The organism is Janthinobacterium sp. SUN073, from assembly GCF_030397665.1.
Lineage (GTDB): Bacteria > Pseudomonadota > Gammaproteobacteria > Burkholderiales > Burkholderiaceae_D > Janthinobacterium.
On record NZ_JAPUBT010000001.1, the window covers coordinates 38,996 to 63,424 of the forward strand.

At 63.7% G+C, this 24,429-nt stretch carries 24 protein-coding genes and 1 riboswitch; of the genes, 8 read left to right on the top strand and 16 right to left on the bottom strand.

The window, feature by feature from the left end:
* Positions 1–273: 273 nt before the first annotated feature.
* Positions 274–1,680 (top strand): DEAD/DEAH box helicase, encoded by a 1,407-nt coding sequence (locus O0882_RS00220; protein WP_071076465.1) that lies wholly within the window; start codon positions 274–276, stop codon positions 1,678–1,680.
* A gap of 88 nt (positions 1,681–1,768) precedes the next feature.
* Here O0882_RS00220 and O0882_RS00225 read toward each other — a convergent pair whose 3' ends face one another.
* The 4 genes from O0882_RS00225 to O0882_RS00240 form a co-directional block, all read right to left on the bottom strand.
* Positions 1,769–2,227: an acyl-CoA thioesterase gene (locus O0882_RS00225; protein WP_096238581.1), complete on the bottom strand. Its 459-nt coding sequence runs from the start codon at positions 2,225–2,227 to the stop codon at positions 1,769–1,771.
* An 83-nt stretch (positions 2,228–2,310) separates the two neighbouring features.
* Positions 2,311–2,679: a hypothetical protein gene (locus O0882_RS00230; RefSeq protein ID WP_071076464.1), complete on the bottom strand. Its 369-nt coding sequence runs from the start codon at positions 2,677–2,679 to the stop codon at positions 2,311–2,313.
* A 129-nt stretch (positions 2,680–2,808) separates the two neighbouring features.
* Positions 2,809–2,946, bottom strand: a complete 138-nt coding sequence (locus O0882_RS00235) for a hypothetical protein (RefSeq protein ID WP_289944331.1) — start codon at positions 2,944–2,946, stop codon at positions 2,809–2,811.
* Between the two features lie 250 nt (positions 2,947–3,196).
* Positions 3,197–3,370: a hypothetical protein gene (locus O0882_RS00240; protein WP_289944333.1), complete on the bottom strand. Its 174-nt coding sequence runs from the start codon at positions 3,368–3,370 to the stop codon at positions 3,197–3,199.
* A 238-nt stretch (positions 3,371–3,608) separates the two neighbouring features.
* On the opposite strand from O0882_RS00240, the gene pepA reads away from it, so the two are divergent.
* Positions 3,609–4,442 carry a flocculation-associated PEP-CTERM protein PepA gene (pepA, locus tag O0882_RS00245; RefSeq protein WP_289944336.1) on the top strand — a complete coding sequence of 278 codons (834 nt, stop codon included), beginning with the start codon at positions 3,609–3,611 and terminating at the stop codon, positions 4,440–4,442.
* Between the two features lie 75 nt (positions 4,443–4,517).
* Here pepA and O0882_RS00250 read toward each other — a convergent pair whose 3' ends face one another.
* The 5 genes from O0882_RS00250 to O0882_RS00270 form a co-directional block, all read right to left on the bottom strand.
* Positions 4,518–5,639, bottom strand: coding sequence for a nitroreductase family protein (locus O0882_RS00250; RefSeq protein ID WP_354670234.1), 1,122 nt, complete (start codon positions 5,637–5,639; stop codon positions 4,518–4,520).
* Positions 5,636–6,505 (bottom strand): ThiF family adenylyltransferase, encoded by an 870-nt coding sequence (locus tag O0882_RS00255; RefSeq protein WP_289944338.1) that lies wholly within the window; start codon positions 6,503–6,505, stop codon positions 5,636–5,638. Before O0882_RS00255 ends, O0882_RS00250 begins: the two co-directional genes overlap by 4 nt.
* 85 nt (positions 6,506–6,590) lie before the next feature.
* Positions 6,591–8,174 carry a methyl-accepting chemotaxis protein gene (locus O0882_RS00260; RefSeq protein ID WP_289944340.1) on the bottom strand — a complete coding sequence of 528 codons (1,584 nt, stop codon included), beginning with the start codon at positions 8,172–8,174 and terminating at the stop codon, positions 6,591–6,593.
* A 143-nt stretch (positions 8,175–8,317) separates the two neighbouring features.
* Positions 8,318–8,515, bottom strand: a complete 198-nt coding sequence (locus tag O0882_RS00265; protein ID WP_010399555.1) for a hypothetical protein — start codon at positions 8,513–8,515, stop codon at positions 8,318–8,320.
* 93 nt (positions 8,516–8,608) lie between these two features.
* On the bottom strand, positions 8,609–11,443 hold the full coding sequence (locus O0882_RS00270) for an insulinase family protein (protein ID WP_289944342.1): 2,835 nt from the start codon (positions 11,441–11,443) through the stop codon (positions 8,609–8,611).
* A 184-nt stretch (positions 11,444–11,627) separates the two neighbouring features.
* Positions 11,628–11,778: riboswitch (FMN riboswitch) on the top strand.
* 94 nt (positions 11,779–11,872) lie between these two features.
* Between O0882_RS00270 and ribB the strand changes: the two genes are divergently transcribed.
* Entirely contained in the window at positions 11,873–12,520 is a 648-nt protein-coding gene (ribB, locus tag O0882_RS00275) for a 3,4-dihydroxy-2-butanone-4-phosphate synthase (protein ID WP_096236482.1), read from the top strand.
* A 7-nt stretch (positions 12,521–12,527) separates the two neighbouring features.
* On the opposite strand, the gene O0882_RS00280 is transcribed toward ribB, so the two are convergent.
* Positions 12,528–13,901, bottom strand: a complete 1,374-nt coding sequence (locus O0882_RS00280) for an MFS transporter (protein ID WP_289944346.1) — start codon at positions 13,899–13,901, stop codon at positions 12,528–12,530.
* 120 nt (positions 13,902–14,021) lie between these two features.
* Here O0882_RS00280 and O0882_RS00285 point away from each other — a divergent pair, with 120 nt between their 5' ends.
* From O0882_RS00285 to O0882_RS00305, 5 genes are all read left to right on the top strand, one after another.
* Positions 14,022–14,888 carry a LysR family transcriptional regulator gene (locus O0882_RS00285; RefSeq protein ID WP_289944348.1) on the top strand — a complete coding sequence of 289 codons (867 nt, stop codon included), beginning with the start codon at positions 14,022–14,024 and terminating at the stop codon, positions 14,886–14,888.
* Positions 14,889–14,960: 72 nt separating this feature from the next.
* Positions 14,961–15,776, top strand: coding sequence for an ABC transporter permease (locus O0882_RS00290; protein ID WP_100876629.1), 816 nt, complete (start codon positions 14,961–14,963; stop codon positions 15,774–15,776).
* 55 nt (positions 15,777–15,831) lie between these two features.
* Positions 15,832–16,863, top strand: coding sequence for an MlaD family protein (locus O0882_RS00295; RefSeq protein WP_289944350.1), 1,032 nt, complete (start codon positions 15,832–15,834; stop codon positions 16,861–16,863).
* Entirely contained in the window at positions 16,860–17,531 is a 672-nt protein-coding gene (locus tag O0882_RS00300; RefSeq protein WP_289944353.1) for a hypothetical protein, read from the top strand. The genes O0882_RS00295 and O0882_RS00300 overlap by 4 nt, the downstream gene beginning before the upstream one ends.
* 88 nt (positions 17,532–17,619) lie before the next feature.
* The gene (locus O0882_RS00305) at positions 17,620–18,945 is read left to right on the top strand and encodes an ATP-binding protein (protein WP_289944355.1); all 1,326 of its coding nucleotides are present in this window, start codon (positions 17,620–17,622) and stop codon (positions 18,943–18,945) included.
* On the opposite strand, the gene O0882_RS00310 is transcribed toward O0882_RS00305, so the two are convergent.
* The 6 genes from O0882_RS00310 to O0882_RS00335 all read right to left on the bottom strand — a co-directional run bounded on the left by O0882_RS00310 (position 18,942) and on the right by O0882_RS00335 (position 24,411).
* Positions 18,942–20,267: an HD domain-containing phosphohydrolase gene (locus O0882_RS00310; RefSeq protein WP_289944356.1), complete on the bottom strand. Its 1,326-nt coding sequence runs from the start codon at positions 20,265–20,267 to the stop codon at positions 18,942–18,944. The genes O0882_RS00305 and O0882_RS00310 overlap by 4 nt on opposite strands.
* A gap of 14 nt (positions 20,268–20,281) precedes the next feature.
* The gene (locus tag O0882_RS00315) at positions 20,282–21,763 is read right to left on the bottom strand and encodes an ATP-binding protein (protein WP_289944358.1); all 1,482 of its coding nucleotides are present in this window, start codon (positions 21,761–21,763) and stop codon (positions 20,282–20,284) included.
* Positions 21,760–22,599, bottom strand: a complete 840-nt coding sequence (locus O0882_RS00320; protein WP_289944359.1) for an HDOD domain-containing protein — start codon at positions 22,597–22,599, stop codon at positions 21,760–21,762. The genes O0882_RS00315 and O0882_RS00320 overlap by 4 nt, the downstream gene beginning before the upstream one ends.
* Positions 22,596–22,928, bottom strand: coding sequence for a hypothetical protein (locus O0882_RS00325; protein WP_071076449.1), 333 nt, complete (start codon positions 22,926–22,928; stop codon positions 22,596–22,598). Before O0882_RS00325 ends, O0882_RS00320 begins: the two co-directional genes overlap by 4 nt.
* Positions 22,925–23,767 (bottom strand): response regulator, encoded by an 843-nt coding sequence (locus O0882_RS00330; RefSeq protein ID WP_289944363.1) that lies wholly within the window; start codon positions 23,765–23,767, stop codon positions 22,925–22,927. The genes O0882_RS00325 and O0882_RS00330 overlap by 4 nt, the downstream gene beginning before the upstream one ends.
* Positions 23,768–23,940: 173 nt before the next feature.
* On the bottom strand, positions 23,941–24,411 hold the full coding sequence (locus tag O0882_RS00335) for a hypothetical protein (RefSeq protein ID WP_289944365.1): 471 nt from the start codon (positions 24,409–24,411) through the stop codon (positions 23,941–23,943).
* Positions 24,412–24,429: the final 18 nt, after the last annotated feature.

Genomic DNA, 24,429 nt, shown 5'->3' on the forward strand with positions numbered 1-24,429 from the left:
GTATAGTGTCGTTGTGCGCTGCAATATGTTCGCTTGAAGCGATGGCAACACCGCAGTAACATGCAATTACAAACTTAGCAGCTTCGCAAGCCTTAGCGCATCCACAGGATGCCGCTTATAAAGCCCTCCCGCCTTGTGTGTCGCACCTGACACCGTCCCGGCGCAAAGCTTTTGTGCCGAAATTTCTTTCTAGTTGAGTCATTTCGTTTTGGTTGGCGTTGCTATTTTGCGTTCTGCTTTTTGCAAGAACGCTGATTTTTACGAAAGAAAAGAATGACATTTGAATCCTTAGGCCTGCATCCGTCCATCATCGCCGCTCTGACCGAATCGGGCTACACCGCGCCAACCGCGGTACAGTCGCAAGCGATTCCAGCCGCGATCGAAGGCCGTGACCTGCTGGTCTCGTCGCAGACCGGTTCGGGCAAGACCGCAGCTTTCATGCTGCCGTCGCTGCACAAACTGGCCAGCGCCGAACAAAGCGCCGCCAGCAAGACGCCGAACCAGGAAATGCAAGCATCGCGCGCCCGCGGCGAGCGTCCACGCTTCAAGGCTGCCCAGCCAAAAATGCTGGTGCTGACGCCAACGCGCGAACTGGCCCTGCAAGTGACCACCAACACCGACAAGTACAGCACCGGCATCCGCCGCATCAAGGCTGTGTCGATCCTGGGTGGCATGCCTTACCCTAAACAGATGCAATTGCTGGCCAAGAATCCTGAGATTCTGGTCGCCACCCCTGGCCGTCTGATCGACCACATGGACTCGGGCAAGATCGACTTCTCGCAACTGGAAATCCTGGTGCTGGATGAAGCCGACCGCATGCTGGACATGGGTTTCATCGACGACATCGAAAAAATCGTGGACGCGACGCCAGAAGGCCGTCAAACCATGCTGTTCTCGGCAACGCTGGACGGCGTGGTTGGCAACATGGCCCGCCGCATCACGAAAAACCCGCTGGTCATCCAGATCGCCGGTTCGTCGAACAAGCATGAAAACATCACCCAGCGCGTCCACTTCGTCGACGATCTGTCGCACAAGAATCGCCTGCTGGACCACCTGCTGCGCGACGAAACCCTGGACCAGGCTGTTGTGTTTACCGCCACCAAGCGCGACGCCGACACCATCGCCGACCGTCTGAACATCGCCGGTTTCTCCGCTGCCGCCTTGCACGGCGACATGCATCAGGGCGCGCGTAACCGCACCCTGGACGGCATGCGCCGTGGCCAGGTCAAAGTACTGGTCGCCACCGACGTTGCCGCCCGCGGTATCGACGTACCGACGATCACCCACGTGTTCAACTACGATCTGCCGAAGTTCCCGGAAGACTACGTCCACCGCATCGGTCGTACCGGCCGCGCTGGCCGCAATGGCCTGGCCATCTCGCTGGTGAACCACGCTGAAGGCATGAACGTCAAGCGCATCGAACGCTTCACCAAGCAATTGATCCCGGTCAATGTCATCGAAGGTTTCGAGCCTAAGAAAACGGCGTCGGCACCACGTTCGAGCGCCCGTCCAGGCGGCTGGAAACCAGGCGACAACCGTGGCGGCGCGAAGCCGGCGCAACGCACGTTCAGCAAGCCAGGCGCACCACGCAAAGATGGCGCACCTAGCACCGGCGGCGGCTACAAGGGTTCCAACCCGCGCAGCACCGACGGCGCACGCCGCAGCTACGGCGACCGTTAATCACGGCACCATGCCGCCAGCAGGCGGCAGGCAATAAAAAAACGGCCACCAGATCGCTCTGGTGGCCGTTTTTTTATGTCCGCCGCATTTATTTCTTCGACACCTTCTGGCGCGACAGCTTGCGCAGCTTGGCTTGCTCGAAGCGCACCTGCTGCTCCGGCGTTTCCAGCACCAGCGGCGGCACGGCCACGGGCTTGCGGTTGGCATCCACGGCCACCATCGTGAAATAGCAGCTGTTAGCGTGGCGCACCAGGCGCTGCTGGATGTTTTCCGTCACCACGCGGATGCCCACTTCCATCGAGGTCGTGCCCGTGTAATTGATCGAGGCGAGGAACGTCACCAGTTCACCCACGTGGATAGGCTGCAAGAACATCACCTGGTCCACCGACAAGGTCACCACATAGCTGCCCGAATAGCGGCTGGCGCAGGCGTAGGCGACGCTGTCGAGGTATTTCAGGATGGTGCCGCCGTGCACGTTGCCGGAAAAGTTGGCCATATCGGGCGTCATCAGGACCGTCATCGTCAGTTCGTGGGCCGACCAGTTCATCGCGCTGTCCAAAGTGTTCTCCAAGGGGGAAATAAGAAAAAGAGTGGGGATGTGAAAACCGGCCCCAGGGGCCGGTGCAGACCTTACAGGCCCAGGGTATCGATATCGGCCAGCGAGTCGCGGCCCTTGTCGGAAATGTCGTGGCCCTCGCCTTCCGCGCGCGCCACGATGTGGGCTTTCTTGCCCAGGAAATAGGCCACGTCCGATTCCAGCCTGGTCAGCGGATCGGCGGCGACGGCGCGCAGCCCCATGATGCAGCGGCGCAGGAACAGCAGCTGTTGTGCTTTCTCGGTGATGGACAAACGGCCATCGCGTGCATAGCTGAGCAGCTTCAGGCCGGACAGGCGCTTGGCATTGCGGGCAACGCAAGCACTGGGGCGCTCGGTCTTGATGCCGCGTGCAACTTGCTCCAGCGCGTCATATTCATCGGTTGTTAATTTCTCGTTCTTCATTACTTTTCCATAAAAGGCCAGGTGTTCGGCCCCCATGGTACGCGCCCCGCTGCGCAACGGCAACAGGCAACGTAATTCAGTCGCCGCCCACCCCATGGATGGCGTACTGAAAATGCGCGTGAAGTGCGCTTATTTGTAGCTGCGCAGCAGCAGCCATGCCAGGCCGCAGCCAGCCACGGCGCCCGCCAGGGCCAGCGCTGCGAGGTTTTTGCTGCTGATCACAGGGCGCCGGCCCAGGTAGATTTTGTTATGCAAGGAATTGCCCATGATGGTCTCCTGTACAAGAATTTTTATGATGTCTCATTATAAGAACAGAATCGTGACGGCCACATGACACACAGCAGTTAGCGCTTGATTTGTATCCACTCAGCAATGTTTATTGGCATTTTTGTTGTTTAATTGGCGTGATGGCCCCGCCGCCCGCGCAATCCATTTCCGACCAGAAATAAACAGCGCGCGGCAGTGGCCTCGCCGCTCAGGTGCGCGCTGGTGCGCTCAGGCGTGCGACGACTTGCTCTCAGCCCATCTTGACGGGTGGCGGCGGTGGCGCCGGTTCCTCGACGGGCACGGGGTCCGTGTGCGGCGGCTTTTCCGGCGGCGGCGTCAGCGGATCGCCTTCGGGCGGCGGCGGGATATCCGGTTCAGGCGTGCTGTGCGCACGCAGCGGGGCACGACGGGATGGCAGTTGCATGGCGACCTCCTTTGCCCCACTCTAGCCGATGACAGGAAAGACTGGCGCCCGCGAGCCGCGCCATGGGCCGGGTAAAACGTCGATTTTTTTTACACAAGCACAAGCCTGTTTTTATAAGCTCTTGAATTCAAAGACAAATATTACATGGTACGAATTCTGCTTCAAGGGCGTATGAGGTTATCTGAGGCAGCCGCCACAGTGACCTGGTCCGATCCACCCTCACGCTGAAGGAAATGCCATGAAAACGCTGTCCTCATTCCTGCGTCTCGCTCTCTCCGCGGCCACCATCGGCGCCGCGCTGATCAGCGCTCCCGCACTCGCTGGTCCTTTGTTTACCGTCAATGAAGGTTCCGTCCCCGGCACCGCAGCCAATCTGGTGGTGGCCGACCGCATCAGCTTTGAATATCACGCGCGCGTCGAACAAACCATCGTTGGCGGTTTAGGCGGCGGCAACGATCCCTTCACTCAAACAGGCTTTCTGAGCAAGGCCGCTTTCGGCAGTCCCACTGGTGGCAGCGTTCCATCGCAACTGAACGCCCTCAACGGCTATGGCATTTATGGCCTGTTCACCATCACCGGCCAGTCCGATTCTCTGGCTGGCGGGATCCACGCCAGCTTTCAAACCCTGACCATGACCTTGTACATCGACCCCAACCAGGACACGTCACTGTCGGTCAGTAACGTCGCCGGCTCGCCGGTGAATGTGGGTGGCGTCTCCGGGGATGACTATGCGATCGTGACCTACACGCTCGACGTGGGCGAAGCACACATTTTCGCCGGCCTGGCCCAGGGCGACTTCAAGGCCTTGCTTAACGCCACATTGACGCCGCAAGGACAGTTGTTCTTCGTCAACCCCAACCCGTTTTTCCCGCTGGAGTCCCTCAGCGGGAATACGAACAGCTTCATCGGCGGCAGCCTGACCAACAGTTTCATCGCGATGGCCGACGGTGGCGGCCTGGAGTTATTCCAGGCCGCTGTACCTGAACCAGGCACCATCGCCCTGCTCGGTATCGGCCTGTTTGGCCTGGGCATGACTGCGCGCCGCCAGCAAGGCGGGCAGCGCCAGGCTTGACATGCGATCATCCCATCTGAAAGCCGCTGATGTCCTCAGCGGCTTTTTTTGCGGCAACCGGCAAACGCATGCCGTTCACACAGGCGTCCTCCCGTTGACCGGCGCCACCAGCAAGTCGTGCAGCGGCCGGCGCAAGGAGCGCGCCTGGGCCGCCGGGCCGGCGCCGATGCGGCCAAGGAACACGGCCCGATCAAACGCCACCGCACCCAGCACGGCCTGGCATTGCGCCGCCAGTTCCTGCGCCATCTCCAGCATGCCGTCGGTGCGCGAAAAGGCCCGCCGTTCACGCACATAACGGGCGAAGATCAGCGGCGTCAGTTCCGGCTGTAACTGCAGGCCCAGCTGCGTGGCCGTCAGCCAGAAGCGCTGCATGGCCCGGCCCGCCGCCACGTAATCGTCGATGTGACGCGGCGGCACCTCGGCCAGCAGCACGAAATGCGCGGCGCAATACAGTCCCGGCAGCAAGTCCATCTGCAGACGCGGGGCAATGGTGCCTCCCAGCCAGGTATTGAAAAAATCCACGCGGCGCCAGCTGTGCATGACCCAGCGCATCAGCCGCGCCGTCATCGGGTCGACACCGAGCGCCTGTTCCGGGATGCGGTCAGCGCTGAAGCGCGCACCCCACTCGATGACGTCACGGTGTACCTTGTGCGCTTCGGGCATGGTCAGGCGCAGCTTCGCATTGTTGAACATCAGGCGAGCGCAGGCCAGGCGCAGGCGCCAGCCTTCGAACCACTGCACGCTGTAGCCGGGCGGCAAGCTGGCCGCCAGCGCCGCCTTTTCGCTGGCGCGCAGGCGGCGCGTGCTGAGCCGTCGCCGCTGCACGCTGCGCTGCGGCAGGAAGGCCGCCAGCGGGTCGGGCAGCATGCCGGGGCTGTCGACAAAGCGCACGTCAAACGTGGGCAAGGTGTCGGGCAAGCCGCCGTGCCGGCGCGCTTCCAGGCGCAAGCCATGGCTGCTGGCCGCCAGCGCCATGCTTTCGAGCAGGGCGCCCAGCGACAGCTGGCTGGGATGGCCGTCGAGGTCGTACACGCAGTGGCTGCGCGTATCGAAGCCATGCACGACGACATGGCGCGGGTCCACGACTTCAAAACGCCACGGCTGCGTGTTGTCGCCGCTGGGTGCCCAGCGCGCCTGCTCGAGAATGTTTTCCAGCACAGAATCGATCTGCGCGATCAGCGGTGCTTGTGCCATCATGTCCCCTGCGCCGCGCGGCGCCGCTGGATGATGGCCATCGTCAGGCGTTGCAGCGGATGACGGTTGCCGCCGGGACGCCAGGTACGCACGAGCTTGTTGCGGTAGGCGTCGAAATGCATGCCGTGCGGCGCCGCCATCACCTTGCCGCGCTTCAAGAGTATTTTCAGCGCCTCGGTGGCGGCCGCGCCCGCGCACAACTGGCAACCCATGATGGTCGACGGTCCGCGCCGCTCCTTCAGGTTGATGGCCGACGGGTCGACCAGGTAGGGGCCGTGCAAGCCCGCCGGCGCCAGCCCGACGAGAAAGCGCAGGGCTTTTTCTTCCTCGGGCAAGTCGCCCCAGCCAAAATACTCTTCGAACGTCATGCCGCCGGGCATGAAGCTGAGCACGGCCGTGCCCATGCCCAACGGCGCGGCCGTGATGGCGGGGATGCCCAGGCGCGCGCACGTGGCGAAGGTGGCCTGGCGCGCGGGAAAGGCAAAGAAATCCAGGCCGTCCACATACAGGTCGACACCGGCAAAAAACTCCGCCAGGTTGCTGTCGTGTATGCCGTCAGGAAATTGTTTAATCTCAAGTTCGGGATTGATGTCCATCGCCATCTGCGCCAGCACGGCGACCTTGGGCTGGCCCAGGGTGGACATCATGGCGCCGGCCTGGCGGTTGAAGTTGGCGATATCGAAAGTGTCGAAATCGGCGATGTGAAAAGCGCCGATGCCCAGCCGCGCCAGGGTCAGCAAATGCACGCCACCCACGCCGCCCATGCCGGCAATGGCCACGCGCTTGCCGCGCAAGCTGTCCTGCTCCGCCTGCGTGACCCAGCCCAGGTTGCGGGCAAATGCCGCGTGATACGAAAAACCGTCTGTCATGCTCACCTCTCTGTGCGTCCCTTGCGGACGAAAAAGTTTGGACAGGTGAGCCAGGGATAAGTTCCCTGCATGACAGAAAAACCGCTTAGCGCGCCAGGCGTCGCGCCGCAGGCACGCTGCGCTGTAGCGCTGCCGCTGCCGGCGCCACTGCACCGACCTTGAACACGCTGACGATCTGCGCCAGACCGGCCGCCTGCTCGTTCATGGCCTGCGCCGCCGCCGACGCCTGCTCGACCAGGGCCGAGTTTTGCTGCGTCATGTTATCCATCTCGACGATGGCCTGATTGATCTGCTCGATGCCGGCGCTCTGCTCCGCGCTGGCCGAGGAAATTTCGGCCACGATATCGGTCACATGCTGTACGCTGGAAACGACTTTTTCCATCGTCTCGCCCGCCAGCGCCACGAGTTTTTCACCGGCGCCTACTTGCTCGGCGGAACTGTCGATCAATTGCTTGATTTCCTTGGCGGCGGCAGCCGAACGCTGCGCCAGATTGCGCACCTCGCTGGCGACGACGGCGAAGCCACGCCCCTGCTCGCCCGCGCGCGCCGCTTCCACGGCCGCATTCAAGGCCAGGATGTTCGTCTGGAAGGCGATGCCGTCGATGACGGCGATGATGTCGCCGATCTTTTTCGACGAGGCATTGATGGCACCCATGGTCTCGACCACCTGGCTCACCACGCCGCCCGCCTGGGTCGCTACTTGCGAGGCAGAAATGGCCAGCTGGTTGGCCTGGCGCGCATTGTCCGCATTCTGGCGTACCGTCGAGGTCATCTCTTCCATGGTCGAGGCCGTTTCTTCCAGCGATCCCGCCTGCTGTTCCGTGCGCGCCGACAGGTCGTGGTTGCCCGAGGCGATCTCGCCCGACGCCGTGGAAATGGCATCCGCATCGTTGCGCACCTGGCTCACCAGGTGCGCCAGGTTGTCGCGCATGGCCTTGATCGCCATCAGCAGGCTGTCCGTGTCGCCGGGGCGCGTGTCGATGTGCGTGGTGAGGTCGCCCTTGGCGATCTGCGCCACGATGGCGGCTGCATAGTCGGGTTCGCCGCCCAGCTGGGCCAGGATACGGCGCAGCATCAGGGCCGCCAGGCCGCCCACCACCAGCATCAGCGCGCCGCCGATGGCCAGCAGCACGCCGGCCTGGGCCCAGAACTCGTGGTTGATGTCATCGATGTAGGTGCCCGTGCCGATCAGCCAGTCCCAGGGCGCAAATTTCACCACCGCATACATCTTCGCCACGGGGTCTTTCACGCCGGGACGCGTGCCGTCCGCCTGCACCAGGCCGATGCGGCTGTTGGCCAGCGCTGCCCGGTAGCGGTCGCCCGCCTGCCGCATATTCTTTTGCGGCGTGCCGATGCGCGCGGGATTCGGATGCACGTACAGCAAGTCGGTACTGAAATCACGTACAAAGTAATACATCTCGTCCTTGACGAAGCTGCCGATGGCCAGCTTGGCCTGCTGCTGGGCCTGTTCACGCGTGAGCTTGCCCGACTGTTCCAGCGCATACGCCTTTTCCACCGATGCATTGGCCAACTCCACCAGCACCGTCAATTGCGCCACCCTTTCAGCCATCATGGTCTGGCGCAAGGAATACAGGGAGAATGAAGCGATGAGGACGATGCCGAGCAAGGTGCTGAAACACAATAGAAGAATGCGCGAACGGAGTGTCATGGGAGCCTGAGTAGAAATAAAGCATGGAATTATAAACAATTTCCTGATGGAAATCTTTTTGCAAACGCAAAGCGGGCGGCGCTACCAGGCTGACGCCCGGCAGGCACCGCCCGCTTTGTTACTGCTCGCTTGTTACTGGCGCATCACGCCAGCGCTTCCTTGGCCGCCTCTTCCGGCGTCAAGCCGTCGTAGAACTGGTCGGTAAACCACTCGACCTGCTCTTCGATGTGGTCTTGCGCCTGTGCCACGGTGGCGCCGCCGGCCACGAGGAAGCCTTCAACCTCGATACACCAGTTGATCAATTCCAGGGTTTCCGGATCGAGTTCTTCTTTCTTAGCCATCGTATGTCCTTGCTTGTTAAATTGCGATCACATTCCTCAGCTGCAGTTTAACAGCTTCGCCGCCCTGCCGCCCCTGCAATACAACAATGAAAATTACTTAGAAGCAACGTTTTTACGTTCCGGATACAGCACCACCTGCACGTAATTGTGCATGTCCAGGTAGCGCTGCGCCGCCTGTTTGACGGCTTGCGGCGTGATGGCGCGCACGCGCTGCTCGTAGCGCAGGATCTGCGCGGGATCGCGCCCCTGCGTCACCGAACCCATCAGTTGGTTCATCCAGTAATTATTTTCCCGCAAGGATTTCTGCTGGCGGGTGATCCAGTTCAGCTTGACCTTTTCCAGGTCGGCCACGGACGGCCCTTCCATCTTCATCTTGTTGATTTCGGCAAACGCGGCGGCGATCACCTTGTCCACGTTTTCCGGCCCCGTCGGCAAGTTCAGCGCCACCGAATAATGGCCATACGGATGCTGGCCCATGGACGTTTCGAAGCCGCCGCCATAGATCATGCTCATCTTTTCGCGCAGCACTTCGATGACTTTCAGGTTCAACACCTCGCCCAGCGCTTGCAAGGTCAGCTTTTGCTCGTCCGAATACGCCACGTCACCATTGAAGGTGATGGAAATCATGCTTTTGGGCTCGCTGCCCATGTAGATATCCTTCTTGACGATCCCTGCCACCGGGCGCATGCCCACGTCGCGGTAGGCGTGCGGCACCTCGGCCACGGGCAAGGTGCCCAGGTAGCTGGCGATCAGGGGCTTGATCTTCTCGAGCTCGAAGCTGCCCGTGAAGATGAAGGTCATGTCGCGCGCGCTGGAAAAGCGCTGGCGGAAGATGTCCAGCGAGCGCTCCAGGCCCACCTTGTCGAAATCGGCCGGGCGCGGCACGCCATCGACGCGCGGGTTGTCGCCAAACATGGCGTGCTGGATGGCATCGTAAAATACGGCTTCCGGTTGCGCCATGCTGTTTTTCGCCAGGTCCTGCTGCTTGCCGATGAAGGATTGGTACAGGCCCGCATCCTTGCGCACGTCATGGAAATACAGGGTCACCAGTTGCAGCATGGCTTCCACGTCGGCGCTGCTGGCCGAGCCGCCAAAGCCTTCGCTCAGTTCACCCAGCGAAGCGCCCACATTGACCGTCTTGCCGGCCAACACCTTTTGCAAGTCCAGCGGCGCCAGGTCCTTCAAGCCCATGCTGCCGACCACGGCGCTGGCATAGCGGGCGTTATAGATATCGGCGTCGCCAAACAGCGACTGGCCGCCGAAACGCGTCGAGCCCATCAATACCTGGTCATTCTTGAAGTCCGTCGGTTTCAGCAGCACGCGCACGCCATTGCCCAGGGTCAGTTCCGTCACGCCGATGGCGCTATTGAGCTTTTCAGCGACGATGCTGCCGCCGGCCGGTGGGCCGTCCATCAGCTTGCTGGCCAGCACTTTTTCCGTGCGCGGCTCAACCTTTTGCCGCTCGGCTTGCGCCACGGCGTCGAGCAATTGCTGCTGCGTCGGGACGCTGGCGCCCGGTTTCGGTTCGGCGCCCATGAAGACGACGAGTTTCTTTTGCTGGTCGGGAATCACCCTGGCCACCGTCTCGTTGATTTCCTGCAAGGTCACCTGTGGCAAGAGTTCCTGCGCGTACAGCAATTCATTGGCGATGCCGGGAATGGCTTCCTGCTCCAGGAAGTTACGCGAATACTCGGCCACGAAACCGGAGGAATCGGACTTGTCGCGTTCGCTATGCGCGCGCTCGTAATTGCGCAGCATGTTCTTGCGCGCGCGGTCCAGCTCATCCTGGCTGAAACCGAAGCGGCGCGCCCGTTCATCTTCCTGCACCAGCGCATCGACGGCCGGTTGCACGCCGCCCTTGCCCAGCAAGGCATACGCGCTGAACGATTCGTAGCCACGCACCAGCTTGCCCATGCTGCTGCCGCCCTGGATGAAGGGCGGGTTCGCCTGCTGCGTCAATTCCTGCATGCGCGCGCTGAGCATCTGGCCATACAGGTTTTCGATCATCTGGCGGCGGTAGTCGGCAATGGTGACGGGTTCCTGCGCGGCGCGGATCGGGTAGCGGATGAAGACGGTGTCGTCCGGCGCTTCCTTGTCCGTGATCACCAGCGCTTCCGTCTGCGAGCGCTGCGGCACTTCCGCATACAGTCGCGGCCGGGGTTTCGCGGGGTTTTTCAGTTTGCCGAAATGCTGCTGGATCAGCTTTTCAGCCTGGCTCGGCTCCACATCGCCGACCACCATCACGGCCATCAGGTCGGGCCGGTACCAATCCTTGTAGAAACGCTTGATGGCTTCCGGCTTGAACGTTTTCAAGACGGATTCCTTGCCGATCGGCATGCGCTGCGCATAGCGCGAACCGTTCAGCAGCTTCGGATACAGCACCTTGTTCATGCGGTCGCTGGCGCCCTTGCCCAGGCGCGCCTCTTCCAGCACGATGCCGCGCTCGCTGTTGATGTCGGCCGGATTGAATTTCAAGCCATGCGCCCAGTCTTCCAGCACGAGAAAACCCTTTTCCAGGTTTTCCTTCTTGTTCGTCGGAATCGGCAGCACGTACACGGTTTCATCGAAACTCGTGTAGGCGTTCAGGTCGGCGCCGAACTTCACGCCGATCGATTGCAAATAGGAAATGAGCTCATTGCGCTTGAAATGCGTGGAGCCATTGAAGGCCATGTGTTCCGTGAAATGCGCCAGGCCTTGCTGGTCGTCATCTTCCAGGATGGAGCCGGCTTTCACCACCAGACGCAATTCCACTTTCTGGGCGGGACGGGCATTTTTCTTGATGTAGTAGGTCAAGCCATTCGGCAATTTTCCTACGGTCACTTCTGGTGCCAGCGGCAGGGGATCGGTCAAACGGATTTCTGCCTGGGCCATGCAGGCGCACGCCAGCAAGACAGCGCCCGAGATCAGGCGTAATTTACTCAGCTTCATGTATTCTCAACGGTAAGATTCAGTAGGCATACCTTACACTGAAATCGTCTTTCCGCCATTAAAAACAGCTTAGGAAAAACCGCTTTCCCCAGGCAACTTTGCCGAATGACAAACTCAACAGTGCCCTGCCCCCTTTTTTTCAATTGTGCTAAAGTATTGCCGCCGGTCATGTGGACCGGCACAACGACGTCTTCGGGGCGGGGTGCGATTCCCCACCGGCGGTAAGACCGGCAACGGTCAAGCCCGCGAGCGCCTGTCAAACGTCGTTTGGCAGGGTCAGCAGATCTGGTGTGACTCCAGAGCCGACGGTATAGTCCGGATGAAAGAAGATGTGCAGTAGTGTAATGTCCCGTCGCTCCGGCGATGCGGCCAGTTGCGTCTATTCGCTTGCCCTGCAGCGTTTTTCGCCTATGCGAGGAGCGTTTCACCATGTTAGTCAACAGCTATACCCTGCTTTCCAACGACCTGGAAGGTCGCATTCAATCCGCCCTGGCCGCCATGCGCGCCGGCATTCCAGTCATCCTGCTCGACGATTTCGACCGTGAAAACGAAGCCGACCTGATCCTGTCTGCCGAGAAACTCACGCACGAAACCATGGCCCTGCTGATCCGCGAATGCAGCGGCATCGTCTGCCTGTGCCTGCCGACGGACGTCGTCAGCGCGCTGGAATTGCCGCCCATGTCGCCCGACAACGGCAGCCGCTACGGCACGCCGTTCACGGTCTCCATCGAGGCGCGCGACGGCGTCACGACGGGCGTATCGGCCGCCGACCGGGTCACCACCATCCGCGCCGCCATCGCGCCGAACGCCAAGCCGGCCGACCTGGTGCGCCCCGGCCACGTGTTCCCCCTGCGCGCCGCGCCCGGTGGCGTGCTGGAACGCCGTGGCCACACGGAAGGCTCGGTCGACCTGTCGCGCATGGCGGGCCTGAACCCGGCGGCCGTGCTGTGCGAACTGATGAACCCGGACGGCAGCATGATGCGCGGCGACGATATCGAACGCTTCGCCGAATTGCATGGCATGCCAATCCTGACCATCGAAGAACTGGTGGAATGGCGCAGCACGCGCGGACAGTAAGCCTGCTTCAGGCAGCGGCCACGGCCTTCGGCAAATGCACGTGCCGGTAGACGAGGCCCGCCGCCAGGCCATACGCGACGGCAATCGTCGCATAGGCCAGCGGCAAGCGCAGCGACCAGTCCTGCACCATGTGCAGGATGCTGCCGATCAGGGCCACGCCCACCAGCGCGCCGATCTGCCGGTTGGCATTCAGGGCCGCCGCCGCGCTGTTCGCATGCCGCTTGCCGGCCACCCGCATCACGGTGGCCGTCATGGCGGGAATGGCGATGCCGATGGCCACGTTCATGACGGCCGTGCCCAGCGCCAGCCAGCCATACGGCGTGCCCGGGCGCAAGCCCATCAGCAGCAAGGCCATCACGGCCCCCACCAGCAAGCCCGCCAGCATGGGCAAGCGCGTGCCATGGCGCGCCGCGATACCGCCTGCCATGAAGTTCCCCACCGTATAGGCTGCCATCATCGGCAGCAATCGCAAGCCCGACTGCAGTGCATCGGCGCCGCCCGACTGCTGCAGGAACAGGCTCAATAAAAACAGCTGGCCGAACACGCAGAAATTGATCAAGAAACCCACGCCATTGGCCGCGCCAAAGCTGCTGCTGTGAAACAGTTCACGCGGCAACAGCGGATGGCTGCCGCTGCGTTCGCGCCGCAGCAACTGCCAGGCTGACAGCAGCGTCAAGGCCCCCGCCGCCAGCACGCCGGGCGACAGCCAGCCCAGCACGGGGCCTTCGATCAAGACAAAACTTAAACCGGCCAGCGCCGCCACACCGAGCGCATGACTAAACATGGATAAATCGCGCGGCTGGCGCGCCGGCGCGGCCAGCAACAGCTGCGCCATGACGATGGCCAGCACGCCCAGCGGCACGTTCACCCAGAACACGCTGCGCCAGCCGAACTGGTGCACGAGAATGCCACCGATCAGGGGGCCGGAAGCGCCAGCCACGCCCACCAGCGCCGACCAGGCGCCCAGCATGCGCGTGCGTTCGCGCTCGTCGTCGAAGCTGTGCGTCAGCAGGCTGAGCGAACTGGGCATGAACAAGGCCGCGCCCGCGCCCTGCAGCAAGCGCGCCGCCGTCAAAAAATGCCCGTCTGGCGCGACACCGCACAACACCGAGCCGAGGATAAAGATGCCCAGGCCGCCCTGGTACACGGCTTTCGGCCCGTAGCGGTCGGCCAGCGCGCCGCCGGCCAGCAGCAGCGCGGCAAACGTCAAGGTGTAGCCGTCGACCACCCACACCAGGCCCGTCAGCGGGATACGCAAGTCCAGCGCGATATCGGACAGGGCCACGTTGACGGCCGTGACGTCGAGCATGGCCATGACGAAGCCGAAGGCCAGGGTCAGCAGGATCAAGCCGTTGCGGTGGCGCGGGGTGGTGACAGACATGCTATTTCCTTGCAGGGACAGGGGGCAGCCATTATGCGAGCGTTGCACGATGCAGTAAACAGGCATAAAATCGGCATCTTGATGCAAAAATGCATCACAAACATTCAACGAAAAGCACTCATGGACTGGGACAACGCGCGCATCTTTCTGGCCATCGGCCGGGCCGGCACCCTGCGCGGCGCGGCCGCCCTGCTGCGCATCGACCAGGCCACTTGCGGGCGCCGCCTGGCCGCGCTGGAAAGCTCGCTGGGCGCCACGCTGTTCCTGCGCACGCCGTCAGGCTACGTGCCCACGCCGGCCGGCGAACTGGCGCTGACGGCGGCCGAAGCGATGGAGCGGGCGGCCGACAAACTGCAACGCGAGATGCAGGGCGTCGACAACCGGTTAAGCGGCCTGGTCCGCGTGGCCACCACCGACACCATGGCCAGCCATTTCGTCATCCGCGCCATGCAGCAGCTGCACGCGGCCCACCCGGACATCCGCATCGTGCTCAACGTGGCGCCCGCGCTGGCCAGCCTGACGCGGCGCGAGGCGGACCTGGCCGTGCGCGGCGTGCGCCCCACCGACCCGGACCTGATCTCGCGCCACCTCGTCAAGCGCAGCCTGGGCCTGTATGCCTCAACCAGCTATCTGGCGCAACGGGGCGAGCCCGTGCGCGGCACGGCGCTGGCCGGGCACGACATCGTCATCTACCACCATTCCGTGACGCCCCGTCACGGGGAAAAAATCGCCGGCGAATCCGTCGCCAACGCCCGGGTCGCCATGGAAGTGAACTCGGCGGCGATGCTGCAGGAAGCCACGCGCGCGGGCCTGGGCGTGGCCGAGCTGGCCACCCACCTGGGCGACATCGACCCGCAACTGGTGCGCATCTGGCCCGAGCGGGCGGAAAGCTACGACGTGTGGCTGGTCATGCACGCGGACCTGAACCGTTCGGCACGCGTGCGGGCGGCGGCCGATGCCATCATTGCCAGCGTGGCCGGCCAATAGCGGGCCACGCGCGCACGGCTGCACGACTGGACAATCGCTCGTATCGAACGCATCCAATGTTAAGATGCCATGATGACCCTCTCCGTCTCCCTCATCATCAGCCTGCGCCGCCTGCACCGGGCCACCATGGCCTGGCTGGTCAGCTGGTGGCGCATGCTGCATTTCGCCACCCTCGTGTTTTCGCTGGCCCTGTCGCCGTCCAGCTACAACCGCGACAACCGCCCCATCCTCGCGCACCGTCTGGTGACGAACACGGCGCCCAATCTCGTGTGGTTCAGCGTGGCCTGCGCGCTGGTCAGCCTGGTGCTGATACGCATCGTCGTCGTCAGCGCGCAAAGCTATGGCCTGTCGCGCTATGCGCTGGAAATGGTGGTGCGCGTGCTGGTGCTGGAACTGATACCGCTGACGGCCGCCCTGTTCGTGGCCCTGCGCCTGACCCTGCCCGACGGCATTGCGTTCGCGCAAATGCGCTCTTCCGGCATGCTCGACACCATGCAGCGCCAGGGCGTCGACCTGCTGCGCCGCGAGTACTTTCCGCGCGTCATGTCGGGCATCTTCGCCGTGTGGATGCTGGCCATCGTCAGCTGCGTCACCTCGCTGATCCTCGCGTATGTCACCATCTACGGTTTTACGCCGTGGGCGCTGCAAGGCTACACGCGCGTCGTGGGGCAAATCTTCAATCCGGCCGTGGCCCTGATCCTGATGCTCAAAGTCATCTTCTTCAGCTTTGCCGTGGCCCTGATCCCGCTGGCCTCCTCATACTATCCGGAAGAGCCGCACGGCCGGCGCAACCGGCTATGGGCCGCGCACGGCCTGTCCGAAATGCTGCGCCTGTTTTCCGTCATCCTGCTGATCGAAGTGGCTTCGCTGATGGGCAATTACTACTGATGCCCCGCCGCCACCGCCAGCGATCCCCGAACCACCCATACGAGAGCCAGAATCCATGAGCCAGAGCCAGCCACCCAATCCCGACCAGGTCGACGTCACGGCGCCCGCCGGTCTCACGCAAGATTCCGTGCTGCCCGCCCCACCGCCCGTGCGCCACGCCGAACTGAAGGCGGCCATCCTGCTCGTCTTCATGTTCGTGCTGGTGGTCGGTTCCGTCGTCTACCTGATGTATGCGCGCGGCGCCTTCGAAGCCACGCAAACGCTGGTGCTGACGGCCGACGATTCGGACGGTGTGGGCGTGGGCGCCGACCTGACCTTTTCCGGCTTTCCCATCGGCCGCGTGCAGCGCATCGAACTGGCGCCGGACGGGCGCGCGCGCGTCATCATCGACGTGCCGCGCAAAGACGCGCACTGGCTGCGCAGCAGTTCCATCTTCACGCTGGAGCGTGGCATCGTCGGCGGCGCCAAGCTGCGCGCCTACAGCGGCATCCTGACGGACCCGCCGCTGCCCGACGACGCCACGCGCGACTTGCTGGTGGGCGATATGGCGGCGGAAATCCCCCGCCTGCTGGCCGCCGCGAAAGACTTGCTGAACAACCTGGGCAGCCTGACGGGCACCGATTCTCCGCTCGACGGTACCCTGCGCAATGTGCAGGCCGTGACCGGCAAGCTGAGCGGCCCGGGCGGCGCCATGGGCTTGCTGACGGGCGACGACAAACAGTCGCGCCTGCTGGTCGAGCGAGCCAACGCCTTATTGGTCACGGCGGACCAGCTGGCGCGCCGCACGGATGGCCTGGTGGCCAATGCCGACACGCGCGTGTTTGGCGACAAGGGCGTGATGACGGATGCGCAGGCCACCATCGTGCAGCTGAACGCGCTGCTGGCCGACACCCGCAACAGCCTGAAAAAAGTCGATGCCGTGCTGGTCGAGGCGCAAGCCGTGGGCGCCAACGCCAGGGCGGCGACAGCCGACCTGGGCCCGCTGCGCGCGGACGTGGAAAGCAATCTGCGCAAGGTCGAACAGCTGGTCAATGAAATCAACCGCAAATGGCCGTTCAAGCGCAATCCGGAGATCAAACTGCCATGAGAAATATCAAACTCCTCCTGTCTGCCCTGGCCATGGCAGCGCTTGCCGCCTGTTCCAGCGGCCCACCCGTGCCGGACTGGAAAATGAATGCGCAAAGTTCCGTCGAGCGCTTCCAGGCCGCCTATCTGAATGGCAACGCCCTGGTCGAACAGACGGAATTCCGCCGCGCCCGCAGCCAGGTGGCCGGCACGGGCAAGCTCGAGCTCGTGGCACGCATTGAACTGCTGCGTTGCGCCGCGCGCGTGGCCAGCCTGGCCTTCGATGACTGTGCCGGCTTCGACGCCCTGCAAGCGGACGCGAATGACGCCGACCGCGCGTATGCGGCTTACCTGGCCGGCAAGGCGCAAGCGTCCGACATCGCCCTGCTGCCGCAAGCGCAGCGCGCGCCAGCCGGTGCCGGCGCCGACATTGCCGCCGCCAGCGCCGTGGCGACCATCAAAGATCCGCTGTCGCAGCTGGTGGCGGCCGGCGTGCTGCTGCGCTCGGGCCGCGCCACGCCGGAGCTGCTCGACACGGCCGTGGCCACCGCCTCGGACCAGGGCTGGCGCCGCCCGCTGCTGGCGTGGCTGGGCGTGCAGCGCCTGCGCGCCGAACAGGCGGGCGACACGCAAGCGGCGCAGCGCATTGCGCGGCGCATGGCGATCGTCGAGCAGCCACTGGCCCCCTGAGCGTGCCGATGATGGACCCAGAGCAGGCAGAATCAGGCATAATCAAGCCAGGATGACGGCAATGCGGTGCAGGCAGCGAGGTGTGACGATGCAGTTCGAGGATTTCGACTTTTCCAACCCCGAGGCCGGCAAGCACGGCGAGGGGCCACCTGGCGATGGCACGCCGGCCGCCACGGCCGTACGCCTGCAATACCTGCTCGACAATACGCCCTCCATCATCTATTGCACCGTGCCCAGCGGCGACTTCAAGATGACCTTTGTCAGCAACAATGCCTTGAATGTGCTGGGCTACCCGCCCGAGGAAATGGTGGCCGACCCCAACTTCTGGTTCGACCACATCCACCCCGACGATGCGCCCGGTATTTTTTCCAGCCTGGCACAGATCTTCGTCGAAGGCGCGCGCGCCTATGAATACCGTTTCCGCGTGCGCGACGGCAGCTATCTGTGGATGCACGACAGCCTGCGTCTGGTGCGCGACGAGCATGGCGTGCCGTTCGAGGTGATCGGCTCGCTGACGGACATCACGGAACGCAAGCGCATGGAAGCGATGCTGCAGGCGCGCGGCGAAGAACAGCAACTACTGATCAGCAAGTTGCAGGAAGCGCACGACCAGCTGCTGCAATCGGAAAAGATGGCCTCCATCGGCCAGCTGGCGGCCGGCATCGCGCATGAAATCAACAACCCGATCGGCTTCGTCAATTCCAACATGAGTTCGCTGCAAGGCTATGTCGGCACCCTGTTCGGCGTGATCGGGCAATATGAAGCGGCGATGCGCGAGACACTCGACGGCCCTGCCCTGGCCGCACGCGTGGCCGAGGTGCGCGCGCAGGCCGACCTGGCCTTCCTGCAGGACGACATGGTGGACCTGGTGCGCGAATCGATGGATGGCTTGAAGCGCGTGCGCGATATCGTGCAGGCGCTGAAGGATTTTTCCCATGTGGGCGAGACGGACTGGCAAGTGGCCAGCCTGCACGCGGGCCTGGACAGCACCCTCAATATCGTCGCCAACGAATTGAAATACAAGGCGCGCATCGAGAAACAGTATGGCGAACTGCCGCCGATACTGTGCCTGGCGTCGCAGCTGAACCAGGTGTTCATGAACCTGCTCGTCAACGCGGGCCAGGCCATCAGCAGCGACGGCGTGATCAGCATCCGCACGGGCCACGCGGGCGACTGGGTGTGGGTGGAAATCGGCGACACGGGCGCCGGCATCCCACCGGAGCACCTGAACCGCATCTTCGAGCCATTCTTTACCACCAAGGCGGTGGGCAGCGGCACGGGCCTGGGGCTGTCGCTGTCGTACGGCATCGTCAACAAGCATGGCGGGCGCATCGAGGTGGCGTCCGAAGTGGGCCAGGGCACGCGCTTTACCGTGCACCTGCCGCTGCAGCCGCCCACCGCCACGAACGCCTAGGCTTCCTTGACGGGCGCGTACACGCGGATGCTCAGGCGCCCGCCATTCTTGCCTTCGAAATCGAGCAACTGGGCAATCACGCGGGCCGTCAGCACGTGTTCGGCCGCCAGCAGCATCAGGCCATCGCGGCTGATCAGGTCGCGCGACAGCGTCATGCCCGGTTCCAGCTGGCCTGACAGCACGGTCAGGTCGCGCGCCGGCGGCTCCGTCTCTTCCATGATGCTGCGGAAAGCGGCCACCACGGCCGGGTCGTAGCGCTTGCCGACGCTGTCGTAGATCAGGGTGCGGGCTTCGTCGGCGCGCAGGCTGCGCTGCACCATGGCGCCGATCTGCAAGCCGTCGTAGTCGGACGCCAGCGCCAGGATGCGCGCGCCCATGGGAATGGCCAGGCCCACCATGCCATCGGGAAAGCCGCCGCCGTCGAAACGCTCCAGCTGCGAGCGCAGGATGACGGAGACGGCGCGCAACTCGTCGAGCGCCATCAATAATTGTTCGGCGCGCAGCGGATGCTTGCGGAACGCGGCCAGCTGCTCGCCCGTCCAGGCGCTGGCCGGCAGTTCCAATACATCGTCACTCAAGCTGAGCTTGCCGATATCCTTGAGCAGGGCCGCGATGAACACGTCGCGCGCCTCCTGCCCTTCCAGGCCCAGCGCCTGCGCCAGCTTGCGCGACAGCTCCGCCACCCGCCGCGCATGGCCGACGAGCTTGCCGCCGCGCATCTCGATCAGGTTGGAAAACACCTTGATCGTCGTCACGAACGTGGCCTTCAGGCGCTCATTGGCCGCCTGCACCTCGTCGTGCGACTGTTTCAGCTGCTGCGTGCGCGTGGCCACCTTCGCTTCCAGGCTGGCGTTGAGCGCCTGCAGCTGCACGTTCTGGCTGGCCGTCAACGCTTCCAGGCGCAGTTTTTCCTGTTCCAGCGCGCGCCGTTCCAGCGCGTGTCGCACCACCAGCACGATATCGTTCTCATCCCACGGCTTGGTCACGTAGCGGTAGATTTCGCCCTGGTTGATGGCGTCGAGGATGGACTGGATATCGGCATAGCCCGTCAGCAGCAAGCGTATGGTGCCGGGCCAGCGCTGGCGCACCTGGGCCAGGAATTGCGCGCCATCCATCTGCGGCATGCGCATGTCAGAGATGACCAGGTCCACCGTCTCGCTCTCGAGCAGGGCCAGGCCCGCCGCACCGCCGTCGGCCGTCAGCACGCGGTAGCCGTGCGGGCGGAACAGCCGCCGCAGCGACGAGAGGATATTCGGTTCGTCGTCGACGCACAGGATGGTCGGCGGCGCGGCCGCGGTGCTGGCGCTGGTACTGGTGCTCATGCTGTCCTGTTCGGTCATGGTGCCACGGCCTGCGCCTGGCGCACGGGCAAGGTGATGCGGAAGGTGGTGCCGCGGCCGATGATGCTGCGCACGTCGATGCGGCCGTGGTGTTTCTGCACCGTGGTGTAGGCCAGCGACAGGCCCAGCCCCGTGCCCTTGCCGACGGCCTTGGTGGTAAAGAACGGATCGAAGATGCGCGACAGGTGTTCGGGTGCGATGCCGCCGCCCGTATCCTCGACCTCGATCCACACTTCCGTGGCGTTGTCGCTGCCCGTGCGCAAGGTGATGCGTCCGTGCTCCTCGCCCATGGCGTGGGCCGCGTTGACGACCAGGTTCATGATCACCTGGTTCAGTTCGGAAGGCTGGCATTCGATATCGGGAATGTCACCATATTCGCGCACCACGTCGGCCTTGTACTTGACCTCGTTATTCACGATATTGAGCGTGGTATCGATGCCCTGGCGCAGGTCGGCCCAGACCCACTCCTGGTGCGCATCCGTGCGCGAAAAATCCTTCAGGTCCTGCACGATGCGGCGCACGCGCGAAATGCCTTCCTTCGACTCGCCCATCAGCATCGGTATATCGGTGCGCAGGAAGTCCAGGTCGATCTGCTCGCGCAGCGCGCGCAGGCGCGCCGCCACCACGGCGTCGGCGACGGCCGGCTCGGCTTCCTCGTAGGCGTCGAGCATGCTGAACAGGTCGTCCAGGTAGCCTTCCAGCGTGCCGACATTCGAAAATACATAGCCGATGGGATTGTTGATCTCGTGCGCCACGCCGGCGGCCAGCTGGCCGATCGAGGCCAGCTTTTCCGACTGCAGCAGCTTTTGCTGGGCCAGCGACAGCTTGCTGTTCAATTCCGTCAGGGCCAGGTTACGCTCGCGCAATTCCAGATCGGCGATCTGGCGCTGGCGGATATCGTCGGCCAGGCGCTCGTTCATTTCGGCCAGCTGGGCCGTGCGCTTGGCCACCAGGTGTTCCAGGTTGTCGTGCGCCTTGCGCAGCGCCAGTTCGGCCAGGCGCCGTTCGCTCACATCGCGCAGGGTTTCGATGGCGCCCACCAGACGTCCCTGGCGGTCGCGCAGGGGTGCCGCCGTAAAATGCAGCCAGTGGCCGTCGGGGCCGATATCGGCAAAGAAATCCTCGGCCTCGAAGGCGCCGGGAATCACGGGGGAGCGCTTGAGCTTGCCAAGGTAAAGGTCATTTTCACCGAGCGCGATATCGTCGGCCACCAGCAGGTCGGCCAGACAGGCGCGCGGCTGCGGATAAAACGCCTTCCAGTGGTCGCGCGTGCCGACCATCTCGGCGGCTGTAAAGCCCAGCAACTGTTCACAGGCGCTGTTCCAGTGCGTCACCACATGCTCCGTATCGATGGCGAAGGTGGCCACGGGATGGCCGTCGAAAAACGCCGATAGCGCGATGGTGTCGCCCTGGCGGCGTTCCGGCGTGGCGGGCAGTGCCTTTCCTGGGTCTGTTTCCATGGCCTCTTTCTTGTTCATGCCAGCATGATCCGCGACATTTCATCGAAGGTGTGTTCAGTTTGCCCCAGCAGCGCCAGCCAGGCCTGCTCGTCCAGCGCGACGCTGCGCCAGCCCATCGGGGACAGGGCCGGCACCAGCGCATCGTCGACGCCGGCCAGGTCGAGCGCCAGGGCGACGGCATTGGCCATGTGCACGACCAGCGGCAAGCCGCCCGCCTCCAGGCGGTCGATGGCGTGGTGGTCGGCCACCGCCTGCTGTATCGCCTCGGGAAACTTCCAGTAGGCGGCCAGGGCGCTGCCCACTTGCGCGTGATCGATGCCGATGACGGCCAGTTCCGCCTCGGCCATCTGGCAGTCATGCGTCTGGCGGTAGCTGCGCACGAGCGCGTGCTCGGCAGGGAAACGCGTCACCAGCACCAGGGTGCCCAGGTCGTGCAGCAGGCCGGCCGTGAACGCCGTCTCGGGATTGACGTGCAGGTGCGGCGCCAGCAGGCGCGCGGCGATGGCCGTGGCCAGCGAGTGGCGCCAGAACGCCTTGAAATCGAAGCCGCCGGCCACCGGCGCGAAGCTGCCCGTCAGGGCGCAGGCCGTGACGACGGTGCGGATGCTGTGAAAGCCCAGCACGGAAACGGCTTGCGGAATGCTGGTGACCTTCGATTGCATGCCGTAGAACGAGGAGTTGGCGATGCGCAAGGTCTTTGCCGCCAGGGCCTGGTCCAGCTCGATCTTTTGCGCCAGCACATGCACGTCCGTATCGTCCTGGTCCATGCTCGACAGCAGCTCCAGCACCACCACCGGCAGCGAAGGCAGTTCCTGTATCTGGCGGATGATATGTTCAAAACTGAGCCGTGTCATGCCGCGCCCCCTTGCCGGTAGCGCTGCAGCAGCGCCAGCAGTTCCGCCCCGGCGGAATCGGGCGGCGTGGCGCGAAACAGTACGGCCAGCCGTTCCAGCCGGCGCAAGCGTTCCTGCTCCGCATGCGCCTGTGCGGCGGGGTCCGGCGCCTCGTCCATGACAACATGGCAGCGCTCCACATTGCGCCTGCGCAAGGCTGTCAGGCTGGCCGCCGTCAGGGTGGCGCCCCGGGCCAGCAGCACGGCGCCGCTGGCGTCACTCAACGCCTGCGCCAGCACCATGCCTTCCTGTGCCTGCTCCATGGAAATCTCGCGTCCGCTTTCACTCATGTATCCACTCCATGACGACTCAGGGTGACCAGGCTGCCGCGCGAGCGCGAATGCAAGCCCATCGGATGGATTGCCACGACATACGGCTGGCCGTCGATGGCGGCCAGGCGGGGCGTGTCCTGCCCGTCGAACAGTTGCGGCAAGACCAGCGCCGCCTCGTTGCCCAGCAGGGCCGCGCCCCGCTCGAACAGATTGGCTGCCGCCGCGTTGATGAAGGCGATCATGCCTTCATCGTCGAGCCCGATCACGGGCAGCGGCAGAAATTGCAGCACTTCGCGCGCGATGCCCAGGCTGACTTCATCGCGGCTGATCTGGTGCTGCTGCTGGCTCACCAGCGCCTGCATGGCGGCATTGGCCGCCGCCAGCGCCTGGTTGGCGTCGCGCAACTGCGCATTCAGGCGCACATTGTCGTCGTCGATGCCCTTCAGGCGAAAGGCTTCGGCGATATGCTCGCGCAGCTGATGGTCTTCCCAGGGCTTGGTGAGGAACTTGAAGATGGCGCCCTCGTTGACGGCGTCCGTGACGGCCTGCAACTCGGTATAGCCCGACAACATGATACGGATGGTTTGCGGACACAGCAGCTTGGCCTTGCGCAGGAAGTCGGCGCCCAGCATGCCGGGCATGCGCTGGTCCGACACGATCACGTCGACCACATTGCTGGCCAGCACGTCCAGTCCTTCCTGGCCGCTGTTGGCCGTGAGGATATGGTAGCCATCGCGCCGCAGCAGGCGCTTGAGGGAAGCGAGGATATTCGGCTCGTCATCGACCAGCAGCAAGGTGCGCCGCTGCGCCGCAGGCTGCTGTACGGCGTCAGCCGCCAGCACCGCGGTACCCGGCATACCATGCTCGTCGTGCAAATCCATCGGATCATCCTCTCATCGCCACGGCGATATGGAAGCTTGCCTGGAGCGGGAATCTGCCGCGCGGCATCATCTTGCGCGGCAATCAGCTTGCGCTGAAATTATACGACTAAATATTCCCGTATGACACTAATCCCGCACTTATCCGGCACTTATCCGCGCCGCGCCGGGCAAGGCGTGTCGCGGTAAAACACAAAGCCGCCCAGGCCGATGGCCTTGGTGTCGGCTTTCACGCCATAGACCAGCGTATTCTTGTCCGCCTCGATGCGCAGCAGATTCTGGTGCTGCACGATTTGCGCGTGGGACAGCTCCAGCGAGGGCGTCGGCGCCAGCTGCAGGCGCAGTTCGGACGTGGCCGCATCATACGCCCAGCGGCCCGGGTTAAAGAAAGCGAAGCCGCCGTCGAAACGCAGGCTGCCATCCGTGAACTGGGTCAGGCAAATGCCGGGAAATTCACTGGGCGGGTTGTACCAGGTGGCCGCCACGGCCGCATCGGCCGGCGCTTTGCCCGGCATCTGCATGCCGTTCGTGCCATCGGGCTTGTCACCGCTCCCGCCCATGCCGGCGCAACCGGCCAGCGCCAGCGCGCAAGCCAGTGCGCCCGCGCGTGTGATGAATGTCATGTGCATTCCCATCCCCTT